Genomic DNA, 25,740 nt, shown 5'->3' with positions numbered 1-25,740 from the left:
CCGGAGGCCGAAGAGCGGAATCAGGCCGCGCTGTCCGGACGGGCGAGGCGTTCGACGCGCGACAGGAACTCCGTGGGGTGGAACGGCTTCGCGAGGCAGTCGCTCACCCCCGCCTCCAGGGCGCGGACCGTGCACTCCGGGTCCGCGGGCGGCAGCGCGAGGATCGGCACGCGCCCGTGATCGGGATGGCGGCGGATCTCCTCGAACAGCGCCACCTCGTCCAGCCCCGGGCCGGTGCGCTCGCAGATCACCAGGGCGATCGGTCCGGCGCTGCCCAGCAGGGCGACGGTGTCGACCCCGCTCCCGCCGTCGACCACGGCGAACCCGCGGCCCACCAGAAGTCGCTCCAGGAGGGTCCGGAGGGTGCGGTCCTTCGCCACAAGGAGGATCTTGCTCGGGGAATCGCCGCTCATGGTGGTGCCTCTTCGTTCGCGTCCGTGGGTCCTGGAGAGCGTACGAGGTGGGGCGTGTGCGCGCCCGCTCCGGGGCACCTGATCCGGTAGCTTCGAGCCATGACCACTGAGCCGCAGAGCTTCAAGATCCTGCTGGTGCCGGAACACATCGAGAACCTGCGCGGCGGTTCCGCCGCGGACAGGGCCCTGCGCGCGGCCACGGTCGAGGCCACCGGGGAGACCGGCGCCTCCGGCTACCCCCACTACCGCGGTGAGGGCATGGAGGCCGACATCGACCCGGAAACCCGCTCGATCGAGGCGCTGCTCGTCGACGGCGCGGAGCTGGACCTCGGCCTGACCGCCATGATCGCCCCCGAGCGGCGCGGGAGCGGCCCTTCCCGGTGACCGCGCTCCGCCGTCCCGGTCGCCCCGCGGACCTCCCGTAGCAGCTGCAGGCGCGGGGAGAAAGAGGGCGAATCCGTCCGGCTGCCCGGGTCGTCCCCGATGTTGGCCGGGAGCGGGCCAGCGCCGCGCGGGCCCCGCGGCGTAGCGTTTTTCCCTTCGGGAAGAACGCCGGAGCCGCACCGAGGAGACCGAGATGACCAAGTCCGTTCCCCAGAGGACGAGTTCACGCGCGGCCGTGCAGGAGGTCCTGGACCGGGCCGTGAGCGAGAACGGCCTTCCCGGGATGGTCGCCGAGGTCCAGGACCGCGCGGGAGGCTGGTTCGCCGCGGCGGGGGTGGCGGACAAGGCGTCCGGCCGTGCGCGGCTGCCGCAGGAACAGTTCCGCATCGGCAGCACCACCAAGACGTTCACGTCCACCCTCCTCCTCCAGCTGGTGGGCGAGCACGCGCTCGGCCTCGACGACACCGTCGAACAGTGGCTGCCGGGTCTGGTCCGGGGCAACGGCAACGACGGCGGCGGGATCACCCTGCGCCAGCTGCTCGGCATGACCAGCGGACTCTTCAACTACGCCCAGGACGAAGCGCTGACGTCCCGGCACTACGGCCCGGCGTTCCTGAAGCACCGCTACGACAGGTTCCGCCCCGAGCAGCTGGTGGAGGTCGCGATGTCCCACGCCCCCGACTTCGCACCGGGCGAGGGCTGGACCTACAGCAACACCGGCTACGTCCTGTGCGGACTGGTCATCGAGAAGGCCACCGGCCGGAGCTTCGCCGACGAGCTCGACGACCGCATCGTCCGCCCGCTCGGCCTGACCGGCACCTACCTGCCGGGCGGCGGCCAGCACGAGCTGCGCGGCCCGCACACCCGTCTCTACAGCAAAAACCACCTGCCCGCGCCCGATGCCGAGGTCCACGACGTGACCGAGATCGACGCCAGCTTCGCGTGGACGGCCGGCGGCATGGTCTCCACCGCCGGTGACCTGAACCGGTTCTTCGGCGCGCTGCTGGCCGGCCGGCTGCTGCCGCCCGCCCAGCAGCGTGAGATGTTCACCGTGTTCCCCACCCCCGAGGGCAAGTGGATCCCGGGCACCTCCTACGGCCTCGGCGTGGCATCGGTGGACCTGTCCTCCGGGGCGACGGTCTGGGGCATGGGCGGCGCCTTCACCGGATCGTTCTGCTACACCTTCGGCACCCGCGACGGCGAGCACCTGGTCTCCCAGAGCCTCAACGGCGACTGGAGCGACCCGATCGGCCTCTTCACCGAGGTGCTCGAAGCCGAGTTCGCCAAGACCGGATCCGCCTGACGGAGCCCCGCCGGCAGGCGTCCGGCCCGGCCCCCGCCGTACGGGGGTCGGGCCGGACATCGGAGGGCCGGGCGGGCGTCAGCTCACCTGGAGGGCGACATCGTCCACGACGAAGGAGGTCTGGAGGGACTGGTCCTCCACGCCGTTGAACTTCAGGGTGACGTTCTGGCCGGCGAAGGCGGAGAGGTCGTAGGACTTCTCGGCGTAGCCGGAGTTCGCGTCCAGGTTGGAGAAGGACGCCAGCGTCTGGCCGGCGACGGAGACGGTGAACCGGTCGTAGACGACGCTCTCGTCCTCGTCCGTGTCGATGTGGAGGAAGAACGAGAGCCGGTACGAGGAGCAGCCCGAGGGGACGGCCACCGACTGCGCGGCGCTGTCGGTGTGGGTGGACCCGTACCCGTTCAGCCACGCCTTGTAGCTGCCGCCGTGCGGGGCCTGTCCGGACTGGTTGGTGATGACGCCCGCGGTCGCGCTCCACGGGCTCGAGCCGTTCTCGAAGCCGCCGTTGACCACGAGCTGGCGCGGCGTGCAGCTGCCGCCGCCGGTGACGGTGAGCGTGTAGGTGGTGGTGTGGCTGACGGTGCCGGAGCCGGTGACCGTCAGGGTGTAGGTGCCGGGCACGGTGCTCGCGCCGACCTGGACGGACAGGGTGGAGGAGCTTCCGGACTGCACGGACGCGGGGCTCAGCGTGGCGCTCACGCCGGCCGGCGCGCCGGTGACGGACAGGGCGATGGTCTGGGCGGCGCCGCTCACGGTGGCGGTGTTCACCGTGGCCGTGGTGGAGCCGCCGGGGGCCGCGCTGCCCGCGGACGGGCTGACGCCGACGGAGAAGTCCTGCGCGGGCGTCTCACCGCCCACGGCCTGCTTCCACACGGCGTAGGCGACGCCGTCGGCGCTGCGGTCCAGCACCGTGGCGCTGATGTTGTTCGTGGTGTCGCAGGCGCTGTGGTAGCAGGAGTCGTAGGCGGCGTTGGCCGTGCCGCCCCACTTCGCCGCCTGCGCCGAGGTCTTGCGGGCGCTGGCCCCGGCCGCGTAGCCGGAGGTGGGGATGCCGCCCTGCTGGAAGGAGTAGTCGTCGCTGCGGCCCTGGCCCTCGACGTTCTCCTCGGGTGCCAGGTTCAGCGAGGTCCAGTACGCCTTGAGCGGGGCCGCGGTCGCGGAGTTGACGTTGTTGATGAAGTAGCCGCCGTTGGTGGAGCCGACCATGTCGAAGTTGTAGTAGCCCTTGATGGCCGCGCGCTGGGCGCTGCTCAGTTGGTTGACGTAGAACTCGGAGCCGTTGAGGCCCTGCTCCTCGTCGGTCCACCAGGCGAAGCGCACGTGCTTGGTCATCGTGGGGTTCTTCTGGGCGAGGACGAGGGCGTTCTCCAGCAGGGTCGCGGAGCCCGAGCCGTTGTCGTTGATGCCGGGGCCGGCCGAGACGCTGTCGAGGTGGGCGCCGAACATGACGGTCTGGTCGGCGGGGCCGCCCGGCCAGTCGGCGATCAGGTTGTTCGACGGGTAGGTGCAGGAGGTGCAGTTCTGCTCGGTGACGGTGTAACCGGCGGCCTGCAGCTTGCCCTTCACGTAGGCGAGGGACTGGGTGTAGCCGGCGCTGCCGGCCCGGCGGTGGCCGCCGTTCTGGGACGCGATGGTGCCGAACTGCGAGAGGTGCGCCTGCACGTTGGCGACGCTGATGTCCGGCGGGTCGTTGCCGGGCTGGGTCCCGCCGACGTTCAGCGCGTAGTCGACGGTGTGCGAGAGGGCGGCGCCCTGTCCCTTGACGACGACGGTGGACGCGCCGGGCGCCGCGTTGGCGGTGGCGGTCAGGGTCAGGACGGAGGACTGGCCGGACTGCACGGTGGCGGGGTTGAAGGAGGCGCTCACCCCGGCCGGCAGGCCGCTCGCGGTCAGCGTCACCGACTGGGCGGTGCCGGTGGTGACGGTGGTGCCGACGGTCGTGGTGACCGTACCGCCCTGCTGGACGGTGCCCGAGGAGGGGTTCAGCGCCATCGAGAAGTCGTTGTTCTGGCCGCTCGGGGTGCAGGTCGGGTCCGCGGACTGGGCGGGCACGCTGATCGCGTCCCAGGCGCTCTTGGTCTTGTTGAAGAGGTCGCAGGTGGCGTCGAGGGACTTGGCGGAGCTCAGCGTCGCCGTACGGTACTTCTTGTAGGACATGCTGCTGGTCTTGAGCAGCATGCCGCCGTAGAAGATCTTGCCGGCGTTCTGGACGCCCACTCCGGTGACCGTGGACTGGTTGCAGGTCGGGCTGTTCGGCTTGCCGCCACCCGGGCTGCTGCCCTCGGCCAGCAGGTAGAACCAGTGGTTCAGCGGTCCGGCGGCCGCGTGCACCTCGGTGCCCGGTATCGCGGAGCTGTAGCAGGCCGGGTCGTTGTTGACGGCCGGCGGGTTGTACATGTTGCGGATCGGGCCCCGGCCCTGGAGGTTGATGACCTCGCCGACGGTGTAGTCGGGAGTGTCGTAGGGGGCCGGCTGGTTGATGTACGCCTCGGTCAGCGCGCCGAAGATGTCGCCGGTGCCCTCGCCGAGTCCGGCCTCCTGGCCGCTGGTGCCGCCGGGGGTGTTGGAGTCGATGGCGTGCCCGTACTCGTGGGCCACCACGTCCACGCCGGCGATCCACTCGTTGGCGCTGTTGTGCCCGATGGTGACCGAGCTGCCGTCCCAGTAGGCGTTGAGGTCGTTCAGCCCGACCTTGCCCGGGAAGCTGCGGCCGTTGCCGCTGACGCCGTTGCGGCCGAGCCACTGGGAGAGCATGTCCCACTGCTTCTGCGCCGCGAACATCAGGTCGACGCAGCCGGTCTCCTTGCTCGTGGGGTTGCCGGTGCCCCAGGAGTCGGACGACTTGGTGAAGACCGAGCCGTTGCTGTAGTCGGCGCAGCTGAGGCCGGTCCGGACCGGGTCGCGCAGCGTGTACGTGGAACCCGAGTTGGTGGTGTCGATGGAGACCGGGCCCGGCCCGTTCCACTTGCTGTTGCCGGAGCCGGCCACCACGTCGTCGTAGCTGTCGACGAAGGCGCCGCTCCGCGCGTCCACGAAGACGTGCAGCCGGCTGGGCGCGGTCTTGGTACGGCCGCTGAGCACGGTCTCCCAGGCCAGCACCGGCTTGTCGTCCTTGAGGCGGACGACGAGCCGGCTGCTGTCGACCTTGTCGACCGAGGCCAGCCTCGAGCGTGAGGTGGCCTCGGCGTCCTTCGCGGAGACCGACGCGCGGGTCGCCACGTCGATCCGTACGGAGGAGGCGGACTGGAGGGCGCGCACCTTGCCGGCGCCGTCCGCGAGCACGACCGCGTCGCCGCCGACGACCGGCAGGCCGCGGTAGCTGCGCTCGTACGAGACGGAGTAGAGGTCCTTCACCCAGGGAGTGACGAGACGTCGTTCGTACTGCTCCTGCGCGGAGTTGACCAGGGAGTCGAGACCGCTGTCGACGGCCTGGTCGGCCGACGCGACCGCGCGGGCGGCCGGTGTGTCCTTCGGGGAGGGTGCGGGCTGCGGCTGCTGCGCCGCCGATGCCGTTCCGGCCAGGGTGCCGGCGAGTCCTGCGGTCAGCGCCATCGCTGCCACGGCCGCCGTCCATCTTCTGGGCTGCAACGTCCACTCCGATCGTGGGGGGTCGGGGATGAGTGTTCGTTCGCGGCCGAGTATGAGCGTGGACATGACGAGAATGGGACATCCCGGCCGGCATAAGGCCCGCGTTATGGTGCCGGGACGGCCGGCTGCGTACGCTGCCCGGATGCAGCTGGAGTTGAGGCATCTGCAAGCCGTCTGCCGGATAGCGGAGGCGGGCAGCCTGGGGGGCGCGGCGCGGCGGCTCGGCGTTTCCCAGCCGGCCCTCTCCGCGCAGCTGCGGCGCATCGAACAGGTCACGGGCGGCGAGCTGTTCGTGCGCGGCCGAGGCGGGGTGGAACCCACCGCGCTGGGTCAGTTCGTCCTGGCCAGGGCGCGGCGCGTGCTCAGCGAGATGGACGCCCTGGGAGCGGACGCGCGGGCCCTGTCCGCCGGCGGCCCGCTGCGCCTGGGCTGCATCCTGCTCGTGCTGCTCGACGGCCTGCTCGCCCAGACCGACCTGGCCATGTCCGGCCGGGAGATCGCCGTGGACCTGGAGGACTCGGTCACCGCGCTGGCCCGGATGCTCGGCGCGGGACGCTACGACGCCATCGTCTACGGGGAAGTCAACGACCACGAGGTCCCGCTGCCGGAGGGGACCCTGGCCAGGACGCTGATCCCGAAGGAGCCCTTCGGCATCCGGCTGTCGGCGCGGCACCCCCTGGCGGGCCTCGACCGCATCGACCTGGCGGACCTCGCCGACGAGCCGTGGCTGACCCTGGTCGAGGACGACGACGGCGGCCCCGAGGCCCTCGTTGCCGCCTGCGCGAAGGCCGGATTCAGTCCGTCACTGCGCTACCGGATCACCGACCGCAAGATGCAGCACGACCTGATCGCCGCGGGCCGCGCGGTCTCGCTCTGCCAGCCGACCGCGCCGCCGGGGGAGGGCACGGTGATGCGCCCGCTCGTCGGCACCCCCATCACGGGCCGCATCCGGCTGGCCTGGAACCGGTCGGCGCTCTCCGCCGGGCAGGCGGAGCTGCTCTACCGGGCCGCGGCACGGGCCTACCTGGCCAATGTGGACAACAACGTGTTCCACAAGGAGTGGTGGGACGCCCACCCGGAGGTGCACCCGGCCGTCGACTGACCGGGGCGGACCACCGGGAGCCGGCCAGGGGGACGGTCAGCCCCGGCGGTGGGCGGTCAGCAGAAGGTACTCCCACTCCATGACCCCGTCCACCGTGTGCTCGGCGGCGAGGGCGTCGAGCGCGGCGTCCAGGGCCGCGACCCGTTCCGGATCACCGGCGACGGCGCGGTAGACGGCGATCGTCGGCCCGTAGCAGGCCTTGAAGAACTCCCGGAAGCCCGAAGGCTCCCCGAAGCGGTCCACGCGGACCGTCTCGCGGCGGGCGTCGACGTCGGTCACCGCGTCGCCCAGCAGCTCGTGGACGTGTTCCTCGTCCCCCCACAGGGGCGGCGGCTGGGCGCCGGGCGGCGGCGGGGGAGCGAAGGGCTTCATGGCGGCGAACATCCGGCCCACGAAGCCCTCCGGGGTCCAGTTGGCCAGCCCGATCGTGCCGCCGGTGCGGCAAACGCGCAGCATCTCCTCGGCGGCCCGCCGGTGGTGCGGGGCGAACATCACGCCGACGCACGACATCACGATGTCGAACTCCCCGTCCGCGAAGGGCAGGGCCTCGGCGTCCGCCTCCCGCCACTCCAGCCGGGCGCCGCGTACGGCGGCCAGGTGCCGGCCGATCTCCAGCAGCTCGGGGGTGAGGTCGGAGGCCACCACGTCGGCTCCGGCCAGGGCCGCCGGTATGGCGGCGTTGCCGGAGCCCGCCGCGACGTCGAGCACCCGGTCGCCCTGCCGGACGCCGCACTCCCGCACGAGCCGGGCACCGAGGTCGGGGATGACGTGGGAGACCACGGACGGGTAGTCGCCCTGCGCCCACATCGCGCGGTGCCGGGCCTTCAGGGTGCGGTCCGCCTGGGCCGCTTCGCTCGCCTCGGTCATGACAGCCGTCCTCCAGGGCTCGGAGCAGCCCCTTCCTCGAGGATAGGCATCCGCCGAAGGCCCGGCCCGTCGACCGCTGCGGGGCGGGCCAGGCGCGGGCCGAGGTGCGGGTCAGGGGTGGGACAGACCGCCGGTCAGGCGGCTCCACAGGGTGGAGCGGGTGGCGCCGAAGCCGCTCTCGTGCACCCAGACGTGGGTGCAGCCCGGGCACTGGAGGTGGAGCAGGCTGCCCGTGTTGGAGAGCAGGTAGCGCCAGTGCGCGGAGCAGGCGCCGCGCTTCCCGCACGGTTCGCAGCCGCGGGTGTCGTCGCAGTTCGGGCAGGCCACCCACGCCCGGCGGCCGATGTCGGCCTGCGGGTCAAGCGGCAGCACGGCCGTGTCCTCGGTCGGGGAGCACGCCCGCCGCGACCAGGTCGTCGTACACGCGCTGCTGCTCCGCGTCGAGTCCCGAGTACAGCAGGTCGTACGCCGCCTCCTCGCCGCGCAGCACCTCGATCGGGTCCCAGTCGGGGCCGAGGGCTTCCATCACCTGGGCTCGCCGCAGGACCTCCTGGGAGGTGAGGTCGACGGTGAAGCCGACCAGCTCGGGCTCGGCGGACGCGGGGTCCGGGCCGGTGGCGGGAGTGGGGGGCTGCGGGCTCATGATTCGAACTTAGGTAACCCTTCCTTGATCGGTCAAGAGAGGGTGGGCGGAGTCACAGCACGGCCCGCAGCCGGGGCGGAACGCGCAGTCACGGCAGCCCCCAGGGTGCCGACATCTCGAAGGCGGACCGTCCCGGATGCGCCGTGCTCGCCCGTCGTGCGGGCGTCCCGGACCCCGGCGGCCGGGCTGCGCCAGAACCGCTGCCGGGCGTGCTCGACCTGCTCGCCGGGCTGTGCGAGCACGAGGCCCTGGCCCTGGGGTTCGTCACCCACGACCTCGAGGCCGCGGCCGGTGCCGGCCGACCGTACCGCCGTGCTGGAGGCGGGACGCCCCGCTCGAACGGGCGGGCCGGCGGGCGCCGCCCGACCTGGTCCCGCGGCTACGGCCGGGGGCGGCTACGGCCGGGCGCGGGGGCCGGACGGACGACGGGCCACGGGGCCGCCGAAGTCGCGGGCGAACCCCTCGCGGAATCCGGGCCGTTCGAGCGCCTGCTCGAAGGCGAGCGCGGCGCGGGCGAGCGCGGCGGCGTTCTCCTGGGCGGCGGTGAGTTCGGCGAGGTACGCCCGCAGGCTCAGTCCGCGGTCCGCGGCGAGCACGGCGAGCCGGTCGTGCACATCGGTGTCGACCTCGACTGTGGTGGTGTCGGCCATGCACCGAGTATGCGCGCCCGCGGACCGGGCGGGGGGCCGTTCGCCGCAGGGCACGGGGACCCGGCGGTTGACGCGCCCTCAGCCGGCCCAGCGGCCGGTGAGGAAGGTGAGGGCGACCGTGGCGCCCAGCGGGCCGACGACGTACAGGTAGGCGGACTGCACCCGGGGGCGGCGCAGGCTCCAGGCGGCCAGGGAGGTCCACAGCGGCCACCACAGCAGGGTGGAACGGGGGATCGAGGTGTACCAGTAGGAGGTGCCCAGGGCCCACAGGGTGAGGGCCGTGTAGAGCGCCTCGGGCCAGCGGCGGCCCCGTACCAGCACGCCGGTCAGGACGACGCCGACCAGCATGGCCAGCAGCTCGGCCTGCCACATCAGCGCGTACCCGGTGGGCTGGGTGTGGTGGAAGGCGGCGTCCCAGGTGTTCCCCCAGGCTTCCCACGGTGCGTGGAAGTCCCGGTACCAGCCGCGTTCCTGGGCGTGCTTCCAGGCCATCCAGTCCCCGGTCCGCGTCTGCAGGAACCAGGAGTACAGCGCCGGTGCGAGGGCGGGCAGGAACAGCCAGGGCGCCGCGCGCCGGGCGGAGCGGCCGCGCGCGGTCAGGACGAAGTGGAGGACGAGCGCGGCCACGAGGAACAGCCCCGTGACGCGCACCGAACAGGCCAGGCAGGCCAGGACCGCGGCCGTCGGCCAGTGCTGCCGCTGCGCCGCCAGCCAGGCGGGCAGGGCCAGGGCGAGGAAGAGCGCCTCCGTGTAGCCGGCGGCGAGGAACACGGCGCACGGCGACAGCAGGAGGAAGAGGACGGTACGCCGGCCCGCGTCCTGGTCGGGCATCCGGAGGCGGGCGATGCGGGCGAGCGCCAGGACGGCGACGCCGCCCGCGAGGAACGAGATCAGCGCTCCGGCCGCGGCCCAGTCGGGGACGACCGTGTGGACGGCGCGCAGGGCGAGCGGGAAGCCTGGGAAGAAGGCTTCCCGGTTGTCCCAGCCCGCCGTCCAGGGTCCGGCCCGGCCGGGGAAGTAGCCGTCCCTGGCTATGTGCACGAAGTGCGTCCAGTCCCACTGCTGCCAGGGTGCGAGCGGCGAGGCGGGGCGGCGGGCGTTGCCGTCGGCGGGGAACAGCCAGCCGACGGCTCCCGCGACGGCCCAGATGCCGACGCGGGTCAGCAGGTAGAGCCACAGCACCTCGCGGTCGTCCGGGCCGAGCCGGGGCAGCGTCCGCCGGGCGCGTCGGGCGTGGCCGGTGCGGTCGGCGGCGCCGGTGCGGCCCTCGTCGGGGACGCGCGGCCCTGGGGTGCGCGAGTCGGGGACGGCGGCCGGCCGGTGCGGGGCAGAAACGGACATACGGGATCTCCTGACCCTGTGAGGGCATGCGGAACCACCGGCCGGTGGTTCCGGGCCGGGGTCCGCGAGCGGGGATGGGGGGAGTGGCGGGGGCCGGGTTACCCGGGCAGCCGCGAGGAAGTGGCGGACGCGCCCGGGAACGTCGTCCCGGTGGGAGAGCCGGGCGGCGCCGTCGTGTGGCGGGGCGGGGTCGCGCTCATGGTCGCAGTGGAGGACGGAAGGGTCGTCGGGGTGGTGGACGGCGGGGTGGACGGTGTGGGGGTCGGCCCGGAGGACGGGGCGAGGGGAGAGGGAGTGCCCGCCGGGAGGACCGGGGCCGGGCTGCCCGGCAGGAACGCGGCGAGGGCCGCGCCGGATCCGGCGAGCACGAGGCAGGCGGCGACGGCGAGGCCGGCGATCCGGCGCCGCCGGACCCGTTCCCCGCGCAGCTCGATGACGGCGACGGGCGGGAGCGCGGAGCGGGACTCTCCCTCGCCGGCGGCCTCCCGGAACAGGGAGCGCAACGGGTCGTGGGACTCAGGCATCGGGAGCCTCCTCAACGCGGGGGTCCTGCAGATGGCGGGAGAGCGCGGCCCGGCCCCGGGAGAGATGGGTCTTGACCGTGCTCGTGGACAGGGAGGTCTCGGCGGCGATCTGTTCGACGGTCAGGTCGCACAGGTAGTGCAGCGCCATCGTCCGGCGCTGCTTCGGGGGCAGCTGCCGCAGCGCCTCCACGAGGGCGACCGCTTCCGGACCCGGCCCCTCCACATGGGTCGCGGGCGTCGTCCGGTGCCAGGCGTCGGCGGTCCGCCGGCGTCCCCGCCAACGGCTGACCGCGAGCCGCCAGGCGACCGTACGGATCCAGGCCTCCGGCCTGCCGTCCCGGTCCAGCCGGCGTCGGCGCCCCCAGGCCCTGACGAAGGCCTCCTGCACCACGTCCTGTGCCTCGTGGTGGTCACCGAGCATCACGTACAGCTGTCCTGTGAGCCGTCCCGCCGCTTGCGCGTAGAACTCCTCGAACTCCTCGACGGTCAAAAAATCGCTCCCGAATCCATGTGCACCTCTCAGGGGGCATACGCCCACCGCCCCGCATCCGGTCGACACCGGATGACAGATCATCGTGTGAGTGCCGTCACATGGCCGTCGGCCCGGTTTCCCGGCGGCGGCTGCCACTGGCCCGGCCCTGGGCCCGCCCTTGGCCGGGGGGAACGTACGGGGAAACGGCACGAGGCCCGGATCCATAAGGATCCGGGCCTCGTGAGCAGTAGCGGGGACAGGATTTGAACCTGCGACCTCTGGGTTATGAGCCCAGCGAGCTACCGAGCTGCTCCACCCCGCGTCGGTGGACCTCACCTTACGGCATTCCAGGGGTCCCACTCGCCACATTTCGGGACGGGCGGGCCCGTACTGTCCGCGCACCGGCCGGATCCCGCCGTCAAAGGCGAGATCATTCCCCCTGGTGACAGTGCGTGCAGGCGTGTACCTTCACGGGTAGCTGTCGTGGTTCCAAGTGCCTTGCCCGTGCCGTTCGGTGTGGGCAGTTTTGCTGTGTTGTGCCGTAGGACCAGGGCGATCACCTCCGTCTTCCACGCCGTGTGGAAGACGTACGTCAACGGGAAGGCATGAACATGGCTACGGGAACCGTGAAGTGGTTCAACTCCGAGAAGGGCTTCGGCTTCATCGCCCAGGACGGCGGCGGCCCGGACGTCTTCGCCCACTACTCGGCGATCAACGCGTCCGGCTACCGTGAGCTCCAGGAGGGCCAGGCCGTGACGTTCGACATCACGCAGGGCCAGAAGGGCCCGCAGGCGGAGAACATCACCCCCGCCTAGTCTCCGGACACTCGGAGAACCGTTTCGTCGCGGACGTCGTCACCAAGGTGACCACCGAAGCGCCGCAACGTCCGACATGTGACACCAGGGCCGTGCGGCGACTGCCGCACGGCCCTCGTGCACGATGCACAGGCTCGCCGACCGGTCCGCCTGCGGCGCCACGACCGCGCGGGCCGCCGCCCGGCTGTACGCCGAGATCCGCCGTCACCCCGCCGGGCGAGCCCTGAGGCGGCGCGAGCGGCTCAGACGAGCCGGGACGCTGCCCGCTGACCGGTCCGTGCCCGCATCACGGCGGCGACGAGGGCGAGTACGACGGTCGCGATCCCCGACGCCGCCAGCACCCCCCGGGGCCCCATGAGCGCGATGAGGGGCCCGCCGAGCGCGGTGCCCACCGGCCCGGCGGTGAGGAGGGCGGCGCTGCGGGCCGCCAGGACCGTGGTCAGCCAGGCGGCCGGCGTGCGGTCCTGGAACAGCGTGTAGGACAGCGCCGTGAACGGTCCGTAGATCAACCCGCCGAGCGTGAAGCAGGCGAGCGTGACCGCCGCGGGCGCCCCGAGGCCGAAGGGCACCAGGGCCAGCCCCCAGCCGGCGACGATGGTCAGGGTGACCGGCCACAGCGGGAACCTGCGCAGCGCCCCCGCGGCCAGGCCGCCCAGCACGGCGCCCGCCCCGAACAGCGCCCAGTACAGCCCGAGGAGACCCGCCCCCGCGTGCAGGTCGTCGGTGACGTGCAGGGGCAGCGCGACCTCCGCCGGTCCGTACAGGAAGTTGAAGAACCAGGTCAGGGCGAGGACCCCGAGGAGTTCGGGCTGCTTGCGCACCAAGTGAAGGCCCGCGGCCGACAGATCGGCGTCGACGGGCGCGGTCGCCCCGTCGGTCTGACCGGCCCGCGAGGCCTCCCCGGACGGACCGCGCACCCGCCCGACCTGGACGGCGAGCACGGCGAAGGACAGCGCGTCGAGCCCGATGAGCCAGGCCGGGCTGACCACCGCCGCGAGGAAGCCGGCCAGCGCGGGGCCGATGACGATCGCGGCCGAGGTGCTGGAACTGACCAGCGCGTTGGCGGCCAGCCGCTGCTCCGCCGGCAACAGTCCGGCCACCAGCGAGTACTTCCCCGCGTTGCCCCAGGCGTGCAGGACGGACGAGCCCGCGAGCAGGGCCACGTACAGCACGGGGTGCAGCACGTCCAGGGCCCAGGCCAGCGGCACGCAGCCGAGGAGCACCGCACGGATGCGGCTGTCGGCCGCCAGCAGCCGTGCCGCGGGGAGGCGTCGCAGCCACCGCCCGAACAGCAGCGCGCCGGCCGCGCCGGGGAGGGCGTAGGCGGCGAGCGCGGCCCCCAGGAGCATCCCGGACCCGCCAGGGGGTGCGATCTCGATGGCCAGCCAGGCCACCGCCACCACGCTCATCCCGTCACCGAGGTCGGAAGCCGCCAGAGCGGGCAGGAGCCGCCGGAACCCGGCGTGGGCGAAAAGCGGCCGGTAGGTCGGCGGCAGCAGGCGAGTTGTCTGTGGTGCTGTCACCCGGTCAGACTCCTGGTTCAAGCGCACTTGAGGTCAAGGGGGGATGGGCAGGTGCGAAAGCTCGGTATCGGGGAGCTCGCCCGGCAGGTCGGGATGAGACCGTCGGGCCTGCGCTACTACGAGAGCGTCGGCCTGCTGCCGACCGCCGAACGGGCCGCGGGCCGGCGCGTCTATCCGGCCGGCACCGTACGGCGGATCGCGCTGATCAAGATGGCCCAGCGGGCCGGCTTCACCCTGGCCGAGATCCGCGCCCTGCTGGACGCCGACACCGACCGCGGCGCCACCCGGCAGTGGCGCGCGCTCGCCGAGAGCAAGCTCCCCGAACTGGACCGGTTCATCCGGCAGACCCAGCTCCTGCGCGACGCGGTCGCCGACTGCCTCGCCTGCGGCTGCATGAACTTCGACAAGTGCCAACTGCTCGCGGAGGCAGGTCCCGGCTCCTGAGCCGACCGCTCGCCACCTCGGCGGATGAGGCATGATCGGGGGATGTCTGAACGCATCATTGCCGCATGTGACGGAGCGGCGAAAGGTAATCCCGGGCCGGCCGGCTGGGGCTGGGTCATCGCCGACTCCCAGGGACGCCCCGAGCGTTGGGAGGCCGGGCCGCTCGGCCGGGCCACCAACAACATCGGCGAGCTGACCGCCCTCCAGCGACTGCTCGAGGCGGTCGCCCCCGGGACGGCCGTCGAGGTGCGGATGGACTCCCAGTACGCGATGAAGGCCGTGACGCAGTGGCTCCCGGGCTGGAAGCGCAACGGGTGGAAGACCTCCTCCGGCCAGCCGGTCGCCAACCGCGGGCTCGTCGAGCAGATCGACCTGCTGCTCGCCGATCGTGACGTGACCTTCGTCTACGTCCCGGCGCACCGCGAGGACGGCGACCTGCTGAACGCGATCGCCGACCAGGCCGCCAGCGACGCCGCCCGCACCCAGGAGGCCGCCGGCACCGCCCTCGGGCACGCCGAGCTGCCGGTACCGGCCCCGGCCGCGCCCTCGCGCCAGAAGACGGGCACGGCACGGAAGCGCACGGCCGAGGCCGCCGCGCCCGGCCGTGCGCCGCGGCCCATCAAGGCGAAGTTCCCCGGCAGCTGCCCCTGCGGGAAGCCCTACGCCGTCGGTGACATGATCGCCAAGAACGGGAGCCGCTGGGGCCACGAGGCCTGCGCCGCCTCCGCCCCGGCCCAGGCCTAGGGTCGGTGCACGCGCAGGTGGGCGACCTCGTACGACATCTCTGACACGTCCGCGTCGGGCGCCGGGTGGTAGCGCCCGGCGCAGACGGAGAGGTTGACGATGAGGTACGCCCGCCAGTTGCGCCCCACCCCGCGCCGGTCGGCGTACACCCGCGTGCCGTTGACCCACCACACGACCGAGCGCGACCCGAACTCGACCTTCAGGTCCACCCAGCCGCCGGGGGAGACCGAGAGGTCCCGGTGGTAGCGGGAGCCGCCCCTGACGTGGTTGGAGAGCTCCAGCAGGTCGGGGTTGTCCGGGTGGTACTCGAAGACGTCGACCTCGTTGCCGCCGTCCCGCCAGGTCCAGATCGCCGGCCAGGCCCCCGCCTCGACGGGCAGCCGCACCCGGGACTCCAGCACGTCCCCGGTCCGCACCATGAACCCCTCGTCGCTGCCCTCGGTGGTCAGCAGGCCCGCGTTCCAGTTGCCGTCCGGGCGGCGGGTGGCCCGAAAGGTGCCGGTGCGGCTGTAGGACGGGTCCTCCACGAGGTGGTCGAGCTTGTTGTCACCGGGGTTGGTGGGACCGCCGTCCGGATATGCCCAGGAGCGGCCGGCGACCCACTGGGTCTCCGACCCGAAGTCCGCGGTGAAGAGCGGGACCCCGCCGCTCACCGGGCCGGCACCACGAGCGGTGGTGCCGGTGAAACGTTGCAGGAACCGTCGGAACCAGGCGAGAACATGAGTGGGCACAGGGCTCCTTCCGTGGACGGACGCCCCTGCATGCTGCCCGGCTGCGGGGCCTCACATACCGGTCCACCGGTTTGTGTTCCACGCGTCCCCCTCATGTAATAATCGACAGCGAATAGTGCCTATTACGTGCGGGAGTGGCAGCGGTATGTGGACCTGTGAACGTGTCATCGGCGCCGACCTGGACGTGGCGGAGGTCATCGGCCTCTACCGCGCCTCCACCCTCGCCGAACGCCGCCCCGTCGACGACGTGGAGCGGTTCGCCCGGATGCTCGCCGGCGCCAACCTCGTCGTCGTCGCCCGCGCGGACGACGGCGCCCTCATCGGCATCGCCCGCTCCATCACCGACGGCGCGTACTCGACGTACCTCAGCGACCTGGCCGTCGACGTCGCCCACCAGGGCAAGGGCGTGGGTCGCGACCTCATCCGCGCCACGCAGGAGGCGGCGCCCGAGGCGAAGGTGGTCCTGCTCTCCGCCCCGGCGGCGGTCGACTACTACCCGCACATCGGTTTCACCCGCCACGAATCCGCCTGGACCCTCGGCACCCGCTGAGCCGACCGCGAGGAGCGCCCCCAACCTCGCTTCGCCATAGGCCAGTTGCGCGCCCTCGTGGCGGGGTACGATCCCTGCCGTGGGGGGACCAGTGACACGCAGACGGCGCTCCGCGCTGCGCGCCTACGGGTGCGCGGCAGCGGGCTTGTTCCTACTCGTCGGGTGTACGGCCGACGGCACGCCGAAGGGCGGTGCGGCGACCACCGACGCCGCGGCCCGCACCCCGGCCGCGTCGCCCGCCACGGGCGGCCCGGCCCCGGGCGGCTCCGCCGCGGGCACGCCGGCCGCCTCGCCCAGCGGCACGGCCAACCCCCTCGTGCCCCCGCTGGACGAGTCCAAGCAGCCGAAGACGGCCGCCGAGGCCCGCGCCCTGCTCGGCCGGATCGTCATCACCGAGGCGGCCTTCGGCCCCGAGGTCGTGCGCAGCACCCCCTTCGAGAGCGATCCCCGCCGCTGGCCCGTCCTCGACGAGGACTGCGTCTGGCAGACCGCCGCCCTGCCGGACGACGTACTCGCCACGAGCACCCGCTACTTCCACATCCCGGCCAAGGACGGCCGCGGCCGCCTACGCCTCAACGCCACGGTCACCATCCACCACAACCGCGAGGAATCCGGCTGGGAGACCGCCCGCGCCATGGAGGAGGTGCTGCGCTGCCCCGGCCAGAAGCTGCGGGAGGGCGAGGAGCTCAAGAACCTGTGGGGCGGCTCCTTCTACCTCGGCGAGCAGGCGAACGGGTGGACCGAGGACGCCTTCAGCGAGAGCGGCGAGTACGTCAGCGCGCAGGACGGCGGGCCCTACCGCTACACCTGGTCCCAGGCCCAGTTCGGCCCGGTCACCGTGGCCATCGCCGCCAAGGGCGCCGCCGGCTTCACCGAGGAGGCCATGAACGGGCTCGCCGCCCAGGCCACCAGCCGGATGTTGCTGCAGGCCAAGCAGGAGCTCGGAAAGGAGGCGGGCTGATGGAGCCGCTCCTCCCGCCGGACCCCTCCCGGATCGCCGGGTACCGCCTCCTCGGCCGGCTCGGCGCGGGCGGCATGGGCGTGGTCTACCTCGGGCGCACCGACGACGGCGCGCTCGCTGCGGTCAAGGTGATCCGCGCCGAGTACGCCGACGAGGCGGACTTCCGGGCCCGTTTCCGCCGCGAGGCCGAGATCGCCGCGGAGGTGGACAGCCCGTGGGCCGTCCGGATCACCGGAGCCGACCCGGACGCGCCCGAGCCGTGGCTGGCCACCGCCTTCGTCGCCGGCCCCTCCCTGGCCGAGGCCGTCACCGCCCACGGCCCGCTCCCGCTGCGCGCCGTACGGATCCTCGGCAAGGCCCTGGCCAAGGCCCTCGGGGTGATGCACGCGCAGGGCCTCGTACACCGCGACGTCAAACCCGGCAACGTGCTGCTCGGCATGGACCGGCCCCGGCTGATCGACTTCGGGATCGCGCGCGGCGGCGAGCACACCGCCCTGACCTCCGCCGACGCCGTCCTCGGCACCCCCGGCTTCCTCCCGCCCGAGCAGGCCGAGGGCCGGCCCGCCGAACCCGCCGGCGACGTCTTCTCACTCGGCTGCCTCCTCGCGTACGCCGCCACCGGACGCCTGCCCTTCGGCACGGGGACCGTGGACGCGGTGCTCTACCGGACCGTCCACGACGAGCCCGAGTTCGGCCCGGAGGTCCTCGCCGACCCCGAACTCAACGCCCTGTTGCGGACCTGCCTCGCCAAGCACCCCGACATCCGCCCCACCGCGAACGAGCTGGACCGGGCGCTGACCGAGGACACACCGGGGGAGGGCACCGACTGGCTGCCCGACCCGGTCGTCGCCACCATCGCCGAGCGCGCCGCCGCGCTGCTCGCCCTGCCCGGCATCGAGGAGACCGTCGCCGACCCGGACGCCGCCCCGGCGCCCGGCACGGCCGCACCCTCCCGCAGACGGTTCCTCGCCCTCGCCTCCGGCGGCGCCGTCCTCGCGGCGGGCGGCGGCCTGGCCGCCTGGCTTGCGCTGCGCGACGACGGCAAGGACCGGAACGCGGCCGCGCCCGCTCCCCGGCGGTGGGTGATCGGTGTGCACGCCGACCTCTCCGGCCCCCAGAAGGCCGCCGGTCAAGCCCAGGAACGCGGGGTGCGGCTGGCCGTCGACGCCTTCAACTCCCGCGAGGACAAGCCCTTCACCCTCGTCGTCGCCACCGCGGACGACGCCGGGCGGGCCGAGCGCTCGGCCGCGGCGGCCGGTGAACTCATGGCCGACCGCGACCTGTTCGCGGTCATCGGGCCCACCGGCAACGCGTCCGTGATCCCGTGCCTCGAACTCTACGGAGAGAACTCCGTACCGCTGGTCACCGTGTCCGCCCTGGCGAGCACCTTCAGCGTCACTGACCGGCGCTCCTTCTTCCAGAGCTGCCCGCTCTCCTCGGCCCAGGCCGCCGCGGTCAACCTCCAGCTCGCCGGACAACAGGGCGTCCGGCGGATGGGCATCCTCAGCGACCGCGACGGGGACACCGACGCCTGGCAGGCGGCCCAGCTGATGGGCCGCACCATCGCCTACTTCGCGCCCGACGCCACCTTCCGCGTGCGCGTCGTGCCGCGCGGCACCCAGGACCTCGCCCCGGTCGTCGCCGACCTGCTCGCACACGGCGTCGACGGCTTCTTCTACACGGGCACCCCGGCGGGCGGGGCCAAGGCGGCCGGCCTGCTGGCGGCCGCCGGCTTCAAGGGACCCAGGGCCGCCGACTACACCATCGCCGGGCCGGAGTTCCTCGCCGCAGCGGGCCCGGCCGGCGAGGGCTGGCAGTTCTTCACGCCGTACACCGGCCCCGAGGCCCCCGAGGTCGCGGAGGTGGCCCGCGCGCACCGGGCGGCCTACGGATCGGCCCCCGCCATCTGGACCGCGGAGGCCTTCGACGCGACCCGTCTGGTCATCGACCGGCTGGTCACCGCCGCGGCGGGCGGCAGCCGACCGAACCGCGCCGACCTGCTGACCGCGCTCGCCCAGGGCACCTTCCGCGGCCTGACCAAGGAGTACACCTTCGACGACCGCCGGCAGGTCAAGGGCAACATCTACTTCCAGCACAGGGTGGAGGGCGGCGCCATCCGCTACGTGGGCCCGGCCAGCGAGCCCGCACCCACCGCGTCCCCGGCGGGATAGCCGGGGATGCGCCCCCTCACCCCGGCCGATCCGGCGGCGATCGGCGGCAACCGGCTGCTGGGACGCCTCGGTTCGGGCGGCATGGGCACGGTGTACCTCGCCCGCTCCGCCACGGGCACCCTCGTGGCCGTCAAGGTCATCCGCGCCGACCACGCCTCCAACCCGGACTTCCGCATCCGGTTCCGCCGCGAGGTGGAGGCCGCCGGGCAGCTGACCGGGCGCTGGGTCGTCCCGGTGATCGCCGCCGACCCAGAGGCGCGCGAGCCGTGGCTGGCCACCCCGTTCGTCCCCGGACCCGCCCTGTCCGAGGCGGTGGCGGCGTACGGCCCGCTGCCCGCCCGTGCCGTACGGACCCTCGGCGCGCGGCTCGCCGAGGCGCTCGCACAGGTGCACGCCGCCGGGCTGGTCCACCGCGACGTCAAACCGGGCAACATCCTCCTCGCCCCGGACGGGCCCCGGCTGATCGACTTCGGGATCGCGCGCGCCGAGGGGGCGGCCACCCTGACGGCCGTGGACGCCGTCATCGGCACCCCCGGATACCTGGCCCCGGAGCAGGCCCGCGCGGGCGGACCCGCGGTGGGCGCCGCCGGCGACGTGTTCTCCCTCGGGTGTGTCCTGGTGTACGCGGCGACCGGTCACGGACCCTTCGGCGGCGGGCACGCGGCCGCGGTGGTCTACCGCACGGTCCACGACGAGCCCGAACTCACCGGCCTGCCGGCCGAGTTGCTCGAACCGGTGCTGGCCTGCCTGGCGAAGGACCCGGCCGCCCGGCCCACCCCGGCCCGGCTGAGGGCCGCACTCGGGGACGACCCGTCCGGCGCGGACGCCGAGGACTGGCTGCCGCCCCCGCTGCCCCGGCTCATCGCCGAACGCTCCACCAGAGCCCTCGACCTCCCCGCCCCGGAACCCACCCGGATCGACGCGCCACAGACACCGGTACGGGGCCTCACGCGCCGGCGGCTGCTCGTGGCCGGCGCGGGCCTGGCCGCCGTCGGCGCACCGGCCGCCTGGTTCGCCACCCGCCGGCGGGCCCGCGGCGGGACGCCACCGCCGGCCCGCGACCCGGCCACCCTCACCCTCGGCCTGCAGGCCGACCTGACCGGTCCCGGCCGAGCCGTCGGCCAGGCCCACGAGCGCGGCATGAGACTGGCCGTGGAGCGGCACAACAGCCGCAAGGACGCGGCGTTCCTGCTGGCCCTGCGCGTCGCCGACGACGGCGGGGACCCGGCGCGGGCCGCGCAGGTGGTCAAGGAACTCGTCGCCGACCCCGCCGTGGCCGCGCTCACCGGCCCCACCTGGGACGCGGCCGTGCCCGAGCTGGCCGCCGCCTGCGCCGGGGCCGACCTCGCCCTGGTGCTCGTGGCGGTCGACAGCGCGGAGACCGTCCAGTCGCAATGGCGGACACTGTGCGCCACCCGCCCGGCCGGGGACCGGTTCGCCCTCCCGGTGATCGACTACCTCACCCGGGTGAAGCCCGTCCGGCGCACGGGCCTGGTCGAGGACGTCGAAGGAGGCGAACCCACCTGGCCGCTCATCCGCACCCTGCAGCAGAGCCCGCCCTCGATGGGAACCCTCAGCGTCCACCGCATCCCGGTCGGCGGCTCCGACTTCGCGGGCGCGGTCCGCGCCCTGACCGAGGCCCGGGCCGAGGCCGTCGTCTACGCCGGCACCTCACCGCAGCGCGCGGCCCGGCTGGCCCGGGCCCTGGCCGACGCCGGATTCCCGGGCCCGCGCGTCGCCCTCCAGCACGTGATGGAACCGGCCTTCCTCACGGACGCCGGGCCGGCCGCCGAGGGCTGGGTGTTCAGCGCCCTCTTCACCGACCCGCTGGCGCTCCCCGCCGCCGCCGAGTTCGTCGCCGCCCACCGCGCGGCGCACGGGGAGCCGCCCGCCCGCTGGGCCACCGAGGCGTACGACGCCGTGGGCCTGCTGGCCGCCGCCCTCACGAGGCTGGAGGAGGAGGGACGGGGCCGCGCGGGCCTGACCCGGCGGATCTTCCGGACGACCCACCAGGGCCTGGCCAAACCGCTGGCCTTCGACACGGGCACCCACGTCCTGACCGGAGACCGGATCGCCCACCTCTACCGGGCCGAATCCGGCGCGTACCGGTACCTGGGCCTCTACCCGGACGTACGACCCTCCGCGTGACCGGCCGCCGACCCCGGAGGCGCGGCTACTCGAACCGCGAGGTGTCGCCCGCGCCCCGGCGCACGATCTCGGCCTCGCCGCCGGAGAAGTCGATGACCGTGGTCGGCTCCGTACCGCAGTCGCCGGAGTCCAGCACGGCGTCCACCTCGTGGTCGAGGCGTTCCTTGATCTCCCAGCCCTGCGTCATGGGCTCGTCCTCGTCCGGCAGCAGCAGGGTGCTGGAGAGCAGCGGCTCGCCGAGCTCCTCGAGCAGGGCCTGCGTGACGACGTGGTCGGGAATCCGGACCCCGACCGTCTTCTTCTTCGGGTGCATCAGCTGGCGCGGCACCTCCGACGTCGCCGGGAGGATGAAGGTGTAACTGCCGGGCGTGGCCGCCTTGATCGCCCGGAACACGTCGTTGTCGATCTGGACGAACCGGCCCATCTGTGCGAAGTTCTGGCACACCAGGGTGAAGTGGTGACGGTCGTCCAGATTGCGGATCGACCGGATCCGGCTGATGCCGTCACGGTTGCCCAGCTGGCAACCCAGCGCGAAGCAGGAGTCTGTCGGGTACGCGATAAGCGCGCCGGAGCGGATGATGTCGGCCACGTTGCCGATCGTGCGACGCTGAGGATTCTCGGGGTGCACGTCGAAGTATTTCGCCATCCGCCGAGCCTACGTGGTCCCGGCGCCGCCCTGCGGCCGCGCCGATGCGCAGAGGTGCGCGCTGACGAACCGGTCCGGACCGATGACCACGGCCCGGCCGGCCGGGCGGGCGCACGAGCCGTTCGGGCCGCTCCGGACGCTGCCGGACGGGTTCCGGGGCACGATGAGAGGGAGCCGTGCGCCCCGGGCCGCCGCTGGGCGGGTGGGGGCCGGGCCGGAGGTGGCGGAAGGGAGCGTCCCCGATGGGTTCGATCGACGGGTCCGGGGCCGGCGGAGCCGGGCGCACCGCGCCCGGGATCGCCCCGCCCAGCGGGCTGCTCGACGTCCTGAACGTCGCGGCGGTCGTCCTCGACGCCGAAGGACGGATCGCCCTGTGGAGTCCCCAGGCCGAGCAGCTGTTCGGCTGGACGGCCCAGGAAGCGCTGGGCCGCCCCGCGGCCCGGATGCTGGCCTCCGAGGAGCACGTGGGGCTCGTCACCGAGCTCTTCGCACGCGTCATGGGCGGCGCGGGGGACTGGGCGGGCGCCTTCCCGGTACGCCACAAGGACGGCGGCACCCGGCTGGTGGAATTCCGCAACATGCGGCTGCTCGACGAGCACGGAGACCTGTACGCCCTCGGCATCGCGACCGACCGCACGCGGCTGCGGCAGCTGGAGCGGGACCTCGCCCTCTCGGCGCGCCTGGTGGCCCAGTCCCCGATCGGCCTCGCCGTCCTGGACACCGAACTGCGATACGTGCTGGTCAACCCGACGCTGGAGCGGATCAACGGGCTGCCCGCCGCCGACCACATCGGCCGGGGCGTCCGTGAGGCCCTGTCCTTCCTCGATGACGCGGAAGCCGCCGAATCCGCCATGCGCCAGGTCCTGGCCACCGGTACGCCGCTGCTCGAACAGTTCACGGCCGGCCGCACTTACGGCGGGGAGCGCACCGAGCACGCCTGGTCGGTGTCGTACTACCGGCTGGAGGATGCCACCGGACGCGTCCTCGGACTGGCCACCTCCGTGGTCGACGTCACCCAGAGTCACCAGGCGGCCATCGAGATCGCCCGCAGCCGCCGGCGCCTGGCCCTGATCGCGGACGCCACCGTCCGCATCGGCACCACCCTCGACCTGGACCAGACCGCCCGCGAGCTCGCCGACGTCGTCGTACCGGAACTCGCCGACATCGCCGCCGTCGACATCCTCGACTCCGTCCTCGAAGGCAGACCGACCCTGCGGTCGTCGGCCCACGAGCCCGCCGTGTTCCGTGCCCTCGCCGTCGCCTCCGCCTTCCCCAGCGAGGCCGTCCGCGCCGCGGACCCGCCCGGGGACATCGCCGCCTACGCCGCGGACCGGCTGGTCACCCAGTCCGTGACGACCGGACACCCGGTCCTGGTGGCCCACGTCCACGCCCAGGACATCTCGCGCATCGCCCGCGACAGCACCGCCGCCTCGCTCCTGACCCGCGCCGGCCTGCGCTCGTACCTGGCCGTGCCCCTCATCGCCCGCGGCGAGGTCCTCGGCGCCCTCGACCTCAAACGCACCCGCAACCCGCTGCCGTTCAACGACGACGACATCGTGCTGGCCGGGGAACTGGCCGCCCGCGCCGCCGTCTGCATCGACAACGCCCGCTGGTACCGCAACGCGCACCACACCGCCCTCGCCCTCCAGCACCACCTCCTCCCGCACCACCCGCCGCCCACGCCGGGGCTGGAAGTGGCCTCCCGGTACCGGCCCGCCGCGGCCAGCAGCGAGATCGGCGGCGACTGGTTCGACGCCATCGCGGGCCCGGACGACACCACCGTCCTCGTCATCGGCGACGTCATGGGCAGCGGCATCAACGCCGCCGCCAGCATGGGACAACTGCGCACCGCGACCCGCACCCTCGCCGAACTGGCCCTCGACCCGACCCAGGTGCTGCAGCAGCTCGACCGCACCACCGCCGCCCTCGAAGAGACCATCGCCACCTGCGTCTACGTCGTCTACGACCCGCACCGGGCCCAGTGCCGGGTCGCCGTCGCCGGACACCTGCCGCCCGTCCTCATCCGGTCCGGCCATGCCCCCGAACTCCTCGACCTGCCCACCGGCGCACCGCTCGGCGTGGGCGGCATCCCGTTCGAGGCCACCACCGTCGCCATGGCGCCCGGCGATCAACTCGTCCTCTACACCGACGGCCTCGTCGAGACCCGGGACCAGCCCATCGACGAACGCCTCGACCTGCTGCTGACCCTGCTCGCCGACACCGGACGCCCGCTGGAGGAGACCTGCGACCGGCTCCTGGACTCCCTGCGGCGGCCGGACGACCACGACGACGTCGCCCTGGTCATCGCCCGCGCCAGGTCCCTGTCCTAGCCCTGCCGCGGCCCTGGCGCAGCCGACCGCTCGCCGCGCGGCCCGGCCGGCGCGACCTTACGCTGATCGTGATCGCCCCGCCTTGACCCCCGTACGGCAGGAGGCCTGTGGTGACTCCGACGCACATACGGTTCCGCCGGACCTGGGTGGCCGCCGCCGCGGCGGCCCTCTTCGTCGCCCCGGCCGTCGCGGGCTTCGCGTACGGGACGCCCGCCGCGGTGCGCTCCGCCCCCGCGGCCCCCACCCCGGACGGCGAGGACGGCTTCCCGGAGCTCACCCCCGCCGTCGCGGCCCGACTCGACGCCGCCGTGCGCCAGGTCATGCGCGAGGCCCGGGTGCCGGGCGTGATCGTGGGACTGTGGGCACCCGGCAAGGGCAGCTACGTGAGGGCCTTCGGCGTGGCCGACAAGGCGACCGGCGCGCCCATGCGGACCGACTTCAACACCCGCATCGGCAGCCAGACCAAGACGTTCACGGTCACCGCCGTCCTCCAGCTGGTCGACCAGGGCAAGGTCGCCCTGGACGACCCGATCGGCGACTACATCGCCGGGGTCCCGAACGGGGACCGCATCACCCTGCGCGAGCTGGCCGGCATGCGCAGCGGGCTCTTCAACTACAGCGAGGACGCGGACTTCGACAAGGCGTTCACCACCGACCCCCAGCGTCCCTTCACACCGCAGGAGTTGCTCGACTACTCCTTCAAGCACCCCGTGCAGTTCGAGCCGAACGCGAAGTTCGAGTACTCCAACACCAACCTGATCCTGCTCGGCCTGTTGATCGAGAAGGTCACCGGCCGACCGCTCAAGGACGTGATCAACCGGGACGTCGTGGCGCCGGCCGGACTGGGCCGCACGCTGTTCCCGACGGGCGCGGAGTTCCCCGCACCGCACGCGCAGGGCTACACGGACCAGACGGCCTCCGGCAGGATCGAGGACGCCGCCGGCTGGAACCCGTCCTGGGCCTGGGCCGCCGGCGCGATGATCTCCGATCTCCAGAACCTGCGCAGCTGGGCGCGGACCCTCGCCACGGGCACGCTGCTGACGCCCGAGACACAGGCCCAGCGCCTGAAGACCACCTCGGTCGGCATCCCCGGCGCCGGCTACGGGCTGGGCCTGTTCAACGTCCAGGGCTGGATCGGCCACAACGGCTCGCTCCCGGGCTACGAGAGCCTGGGCGTCTTCCTGCCGCAGGAGCAGGCGACCCTGGTCGTCATCCTCAACACCGACGTCCTGCACGACGGCCAGGAGCCCAGCACCCTCTTCGGCGAGGCGATCACCAGCATCGTGACCCCCGACCACGTCTACCCCGGGCACAAGCCGTCGGTCCCCAGGCCCTCGACCTCGGCCTCGCCGCCCACGTCGAAGCCGCCCGCACCCACGTCCGGCTGAGG

Annotated in this window: 24 protein-coding genes and 1 tRNA gene; 12 read left to right on the top strand and 13 right to left on the bottom strand. The window is 73.4% G+C overall.

Annotation, left to right across the window (positions count from 1 at the left end):
- Window positions 1–20: 20 nt before the first annotated feature.
- Complete coding sequence (locus tag ACZ6JT_RS00750; RefSeq protein WP_365481507.1) at window positions 21–413, bottom strand: response regulator; 393 nt, start codon at window positions 411–413, stop codon at window positions 21–23.
- A gap of 99 nt (window positions 414–512) precedes the next feature.
- Between ACZ6JT_RS00750 and ACZ6JT_RS00745 the strand changes: the two genes are divergently transcribed.
- Together ACZ6JT_RS00745 and ACZ6JT_RS00740 are read left to right on the top strand one after the other, a co-directional pair.
- Window positions 513–797, top strand: coding sequence for a hypothetical protein (locus ACZ6JT_RS00745; protein ID WP_469205762.1), 285 nt, complete (start codon window positions 513–515; stop codon window positions 795–797).
- Between the two features lie 193 nt (window positions 798–990).
- Window positions 991–2,100, top strand: coding sequence for a serine hydrolase domain-containing protein (locus ACZ6JT_RS00740; protein WP_469205760.1), 1,110 nt, complete (start codon window positions 991–993; stop codon window positions 2,098–2,100).
- Window positions 2,101–2,178: 78 nt separating this feature from the next.
- Here ACZ6JT_RS00740 and ACZ6JT_RS00735 read toward each other — a convergent pair whose 3' ends face one another.
- Complete coding sequence (locus ACZ6JT_RS00735; protein WP_469208120.1) at window positions 2,179–5,652, bottom strand: M28 family peptidase; 3,474 nt, start codon at window positions 5,650–5,652, stop codon at window positions 2,179–2,181.
- A gap of 178 nt (window positions 5,653–5,830) precedes the next feature.
- Here ACZ6JT_RS00735 and ACZ6JT_RS00730 point away from each other — a divergent pair, with 178 nt between their 5' ends.
- Window positions 5,831–6,790, top strand: a complete 960-nt coding sequence (locus ACZ6JT_RS00730) for a LysR family transcriptional regulator (protein WP_469205758.1) — start codon at window positions 5,831–5,833, stop codon at window positions 6,788–6,790.
- Window positions 6,791–6,826: 36 nt separating this feature from the next.
- On the opposite strand, the gene ACZ6JT_RS00725 is transcribed toward ACZ6JT_RS00730, so the two are convergent.
- The 8 genes from ACZ6JT_RS00725 to ACZ6JT_RS00690 form a co-directional block, all read right to left on the bottom strand.
- Window positions 6,827–7,657, bottom strand: a complete 831-nt coding sequence (locus tag ACZ6JT_RS00725) for a class I SAM-dependent methyltransferase (RefSeq protein WP_469205756.1) — start codon at window positions 7,655–7,657, stop codon at window positions 6,827–6,829.
- 111 nt (window positions 7,658–7,768) lie between these two features.
- Window positions 7,769–8,029, bottom strand: a complete 261-nt coding sequence (locus ACZ6JT_RS00720) for a hypothetical protein (protein WP_351288038.1) — start codon at window positions 8,027–8,029, stop codon at window positions 7,769–7,771.
- Complete coding sequence (locus tag ACZ6JT_RS00715; RefSeq protein ID WP_469205753.1) at window positions 8,016–8,300, bottom strand: DUF6400 family protein; 285 nt, start codon at window positions 8,298–8,300, stop codon at window positions 8,016–8,018. Before ACZ6JT_RS00715 ends, ACZ6JT_RS00720 begins: the two co-directional genes overlap by 14 nt.
- 395 nt (window positions 8,301–8,695) lie before the next feature.
- Window positions 8,696–8,950 carry an antitoxin MazE7 gene (locus ACZ6JT_RS00710; protein WP_469205751.1) on the bottom strand — a complete coding sequence of 85 codons (255 nt, stop codon included), beginning with the start codon at window positions 8,948–8,950 and terminating at the stop codon, window positions 8,696–8,698.
- 78 nt (window positions 8,951–9,028) lie between these two features.
- Window positions 9,029–10,291, bottom strand: a complete 1,263-nt coding sequence (locus tag ACZ6JT_RS00705; RefSeq protein ID WP_469205749.1) for a mannosyltransferase family protein — start codon at window positions 10,289–10,291, stop codon at window positions 9,029–9,031.
- A gap of 98 nt (window positions 10,292–10,389) precedes the next feature.
- The gene (locus tag ACZ6JT_RS00700) at window positions 10,390–10,815 is read right to left on the bottom strand and encodes a hypothetical protein (protein ID WP_469205746.1); all 426 of its coding nucleotides are present in this window, start codon (window positions 10,813–10,815) and stop codon (window positions 10,390–10,392) included.
- Complete coding sequence (locus tag ACZ6JT_RS00695) at window positions 10,808–11,305, bottom strand: SigE family RNA polymerase sigma factor (protein WP_469205745.1); 498 nt, start codon at window positions 11,303–11,305, stop codon at window positions 10,808–10,810. Before ACZ6JT_RS00695 ends, ACZ6JT_RS00700 begins: the two co-directional genes overlap by 8 nt.
- Before the next feature lie 230 nt (window positions 11,306–11,535).
- A tRNA-Met gene (locus ACZ6JT_RS00690) sits at window positions 11,536–11,609 on the bottom strand.
- A gap of 289 nt (window positions 11,610–11,898) precedes the next feature.
- Here ACZ6JT_RS00690 and ACZ6JT_RS00685 point away from each other — a divergent pair.
- Complete coding sequence (locus tag ACZ6JT_RS00685; protein ID WP_030384970.1) at window positions 11,899–12,102, top strand: cold-shock protein; 204 nt, start codon at window positions 11,899–11,901, stop codon at window positions 12,100–12,102.
- Between the two features lie 242 nt (window positions 12,103–12,344).
- On the opposite strand, the gene ACZ6JT_RS00680 is transcribed toward ACZ6JT_RS00685, so the two are convergent.
- Window positions 12,345–13,625: an MFS transporter gene (locus tag ACZ6JT_RS00680; RefSeq protein WP_469205744.1), complete on the bottom strand. Its 1,281-nt coding sequence runs from the start codon at window positions 13,623–13,625 to the stop codon at window positions 12,345–12,347.
- 51 nt (window positions 13,626–13,676) lie between these two features.
- Here ACZ6JT_RS00680 and ACZ6JT_RS00675 point away from each other — a divergent pair, with 51 nt between their 5' ends.
- Both ACZ6JT_RS00675 and ACZ6JT_RS00670 read left to right on the top strand, forming a co-directional pair.
- Window positions 13,677–14,069, top strand: coding sequence for a MerR family transcriptional regulator (locus ACZ6JT_RS00675; protein ID WP_469205743.1), 393 nt, complete (start codon window positions 13,677–13,679; stop codon window positions 14,067–14,069).
- A 42-nt stretch (window positions 14,070–14,111) separates the two neighbouring features.
- A complete protein-coding gene (locus tag ACZ6JT_RS00670) occupies window positions 14,112–14,813 on the top strand; it encodes a ribonuclease H family protein (RefSeq protein WP_469205741.1) in 702 nt (233 codons plus the stop codon).
- Here the strand turns inward: ACZ6JT_RS00670 and ACZ6JT_RS00665 are convergent.
- The gene (locus ACZ6JT_RS00665) at window positions 14,810–15,466 is read right to left on the bottom strand and encodes a LamG domain-containing protein (protein ID WP_469208118.1); all 657 of its coding nucleotides are present in this window, start codon (window positions 15,464–15,466) and stop codon (window positions 14,810–14,812) included. The genes ACZ6JT_RS00670 and ACZ6JT_RS00665 overlap by 4 nt on opposite strands.
- Before the next feature lie 223 nt (window positions 15,467–15,689).
- Between ACZ6JT_RS00665 and ACZ6JT_RS00660 the strand changes: the two genes are divergently transcribed.
- The 4 genes from ACZ6JT_RS00660 to ACZ6JT_RS00645 all read left to right on the top strand — a co-directional run bounded on the left by ACZ6JT_RS00660 (window position 15,690) and on the right by ACZ6JT_RS00645 (window position 21,374).
- Window positions 15,690–16,094, top strand: coding sequence for a GNAT family N-acetyltransferase (locus tag ACZ6JT_RS00660; protein WP_469205739.1), 405 nt, complete (start codon window positions 15,690–15,692; stop codon window positions 16,092–16,094).
- Window positions 16,095–16,185: 91 nt separating this feature from the next.
- Complete coding sequence (locus ACZ6JT_RS00655; RefSeq protein WP_469205737.1) at window positions 16,186–17,055, top strand: hypothetical protein; 870 nt, start codon at window positions 16,186–16,188, stop codon at window positions 17,053–17,055.
- Complete coding sequence (locus ACZ6JT_RS00650) at window positions 17,055–19,226, top strand: bifunctional serine/threonine-protein kinase/ABC transporter substrate-binding protein (RefSeq protein ID WP_469205735.1); 2,172 nt, start codon at window positions 17,055–17,057, stop codon at window positions 19,224–19,226. The genes ACZ6JT_RS00655 and ACZ6JT_RS00650 overlap by 1 nt, the downstream gene beginning before the upstream one ends.
- A gap of 6 nt (window positions 19,227–19,232) precedes the next feature.
- Window positions 19,233–21,374 (top strand): bifunctional serine/threonine-protein kinase/ABC transporter substrate-binding protein, encoded by a 2,142-nt coding sequence (locus ACZ6JT_RS00645; protein ID WP_469205733.1) that lies wholly within the window; start codon window positions 19,233–19,235, stop codon window positions 21,372–21,374.
- Window positions 21,375–21,399: 25 nt separating this feature from the next.
- Here the strand turns inward: ACZ6JT_RS00645 and ACZ6JT_RS00640 are convergent, their stop codons facing one another.
- Window positions 21,400–22,020: an L-threonylcarbamoyladenylate synthase gene (locus ACZ6JT_RS00640; protein WP_469205731.1), complete on the bottom strand. Its 621-nt coding sequence runs from the start codon at window positions 22,018–22,020 to the stop codon at window positions 21,400–21,402.
- A gap of 242 nt (window positions 22,021–22,262) precedes the next feature.
- Between ACZ6JT_RS00640 and ACZ6JT_RS00635 the strand changes: the two genes are divergently transcribed.
- Both ACZ6JT_RS00635 and ACZ6JT_RS00630 read left to right on the top strand, forming a co-directional pair.
- A complete protein-coding gene (locus ACZ6JT_RS00635) occupies window positions 22,263–24,350 on the top strand; it encodes a SpoIIE family protein phosphatase (RefSeq protein ID WP_469205729.1) in 2,088 nt (695 codons plus the stop codon).
- Between the two features lie 110 nt (window positions 24,351–24,460).
- Complete coding sequence (locus ACZ6JT_RS00630; RefSeq protein WP_469205727.1) at window positions 24,461–25,738, top strand: serine hydrolase domain-containing protein; 1,278 nt, start codon at window positions 24,461–24,463, stop codon at window positions 25,736–25,738.
- Window positions 25,739–25,740 lie beyond the last annotated feature (2 nt).

This window comes from Streptomyces sp. NPDC046308 (assembly GCF_055588065.1).
Note: the sequence above shows the minus strand (reverse complement) of the source record. Positions and strands in the feature narration are given on the sequence as shown.

Coding starts and splice junctions, on each gene's coding strand:
- ACZ6JT_RS00635 (WP_469205729.1), top strand. CDS start 22,263: ATGGGTTCGATCGACGGGTCCGGGGCCGGCGGAGCCGGGCGCACCGCG.
- ACZ6JT_RS00710 (WP_469205751.1), bottom strand. CDS start 8,950: ATGGCCGACACCACCACAGTCGAGGTCGACACCGATGTGCACGACCGG.
- ACZ6JT_RS00705 (WP_469205749.1), bottom strand. CDS start 10,291: ATGTCCGTTTCTGCCCCGCACCGGCCGGCCGCCGTCCCCGACTCGCGC.
- ACZ6JT_RS00745 (WP_469205762.1), top strand. CDS start 513: ATGACCACTGAGCCGCAGAGCTTCAAGATCCTGCTGGTGCCGGAACAC.
- ACZ6JT_RS00645 (WP_469205733.1), top strand. CDS start 19,233: ATGCGCCCCCTCACCCCGGCCGATCCGGCGGCGATCGGCGGCAACCGG.
- ACZ6JT_RS00650 (WP_469205735.1), top strand. CDS start 17,055: ATGGAGCCGCTCCTCCCGCCGGACCCCTCCCGGATCGCCGGGTACCGC.
- ACZ6JT_RS00750 (WP_365481507.1), bottom strand. CDS start 413: ATGAGCGGCGATTCCCCGAGCAAGATCCTCCTTGTGGCGAAGGACCGC.
- ACZ6JT_RS00725 (WP_469205756.1), bottom strand. CDS start 7,657: ATGACCGAGGCGAGCGAAGCGGCCCAGGCGGACCGCACCCTGAAGGCC.
- ACZ6JT_RS00735 (WP_469208120.1), bottom strand. CDS start 5,652: ATGGCGCTGACCGCAGGACTCGCCGGCACCCTGGCCGGAACGGCATCG.
- ACZ6JT_RS00670 (WP_469205741.1), top strand. CDS start 14,112: ATGTCTGAACGCATCATTGCCGCATGTGACGGAGCGGCGAAAGGTAAT.
- ACZ6JT_RS00660 (WP_469205739.1), top strand. CDS start 15,690: ATGTGGACCTGTGAACGTGTCATCGGCGCCGACCTGGACGTGGCGGAG.
- ACZ6JT_RS00740 (WP_469205760.1), top strand. CDS start 991: ATGACCAAGTCCGTTCCCCAGAGGACGAGTTCACGCGCGGCCGTGCAG.
- ACZ6JT_RS00640 (WP_469205731.1), bottom strand. CDS start 22,020: ATGGCGAAATACTTCGACGTGCACCCCGAGAATCCTCAGCGTCGCACG.
- ACZ6JT_RS00730 (WP_469205758.1), top strand. CDS start 5,831: ATGCAGCTGGAGTTGAGGCATCTGCAAGCCGTCTGCCGGATAGCGGAG.
- ACZ6JT_RS00700 (WP_469205746.1), bottom strand. CDS start 10,815: ATGCCTGAGTCCCACGACCCGTTGCGCTCCCTGTTCCGGGAGGCCGCC.
- ACZ6JT_RS00715 (WP_469205753.1), bottom strand. CDS start 8,300: ATGAGCCCGCAGCCCCCCACTCCCGCCACCGGCCCGGACCCCGCGTCC.
- ACZ6JT_RS00685 (WP_030384970.1), top strand. CDS start 11,899: ATGGCTACGGGAACCGTGAAGTGGTTCAACTCCGAGAAGGGCTTCGGC.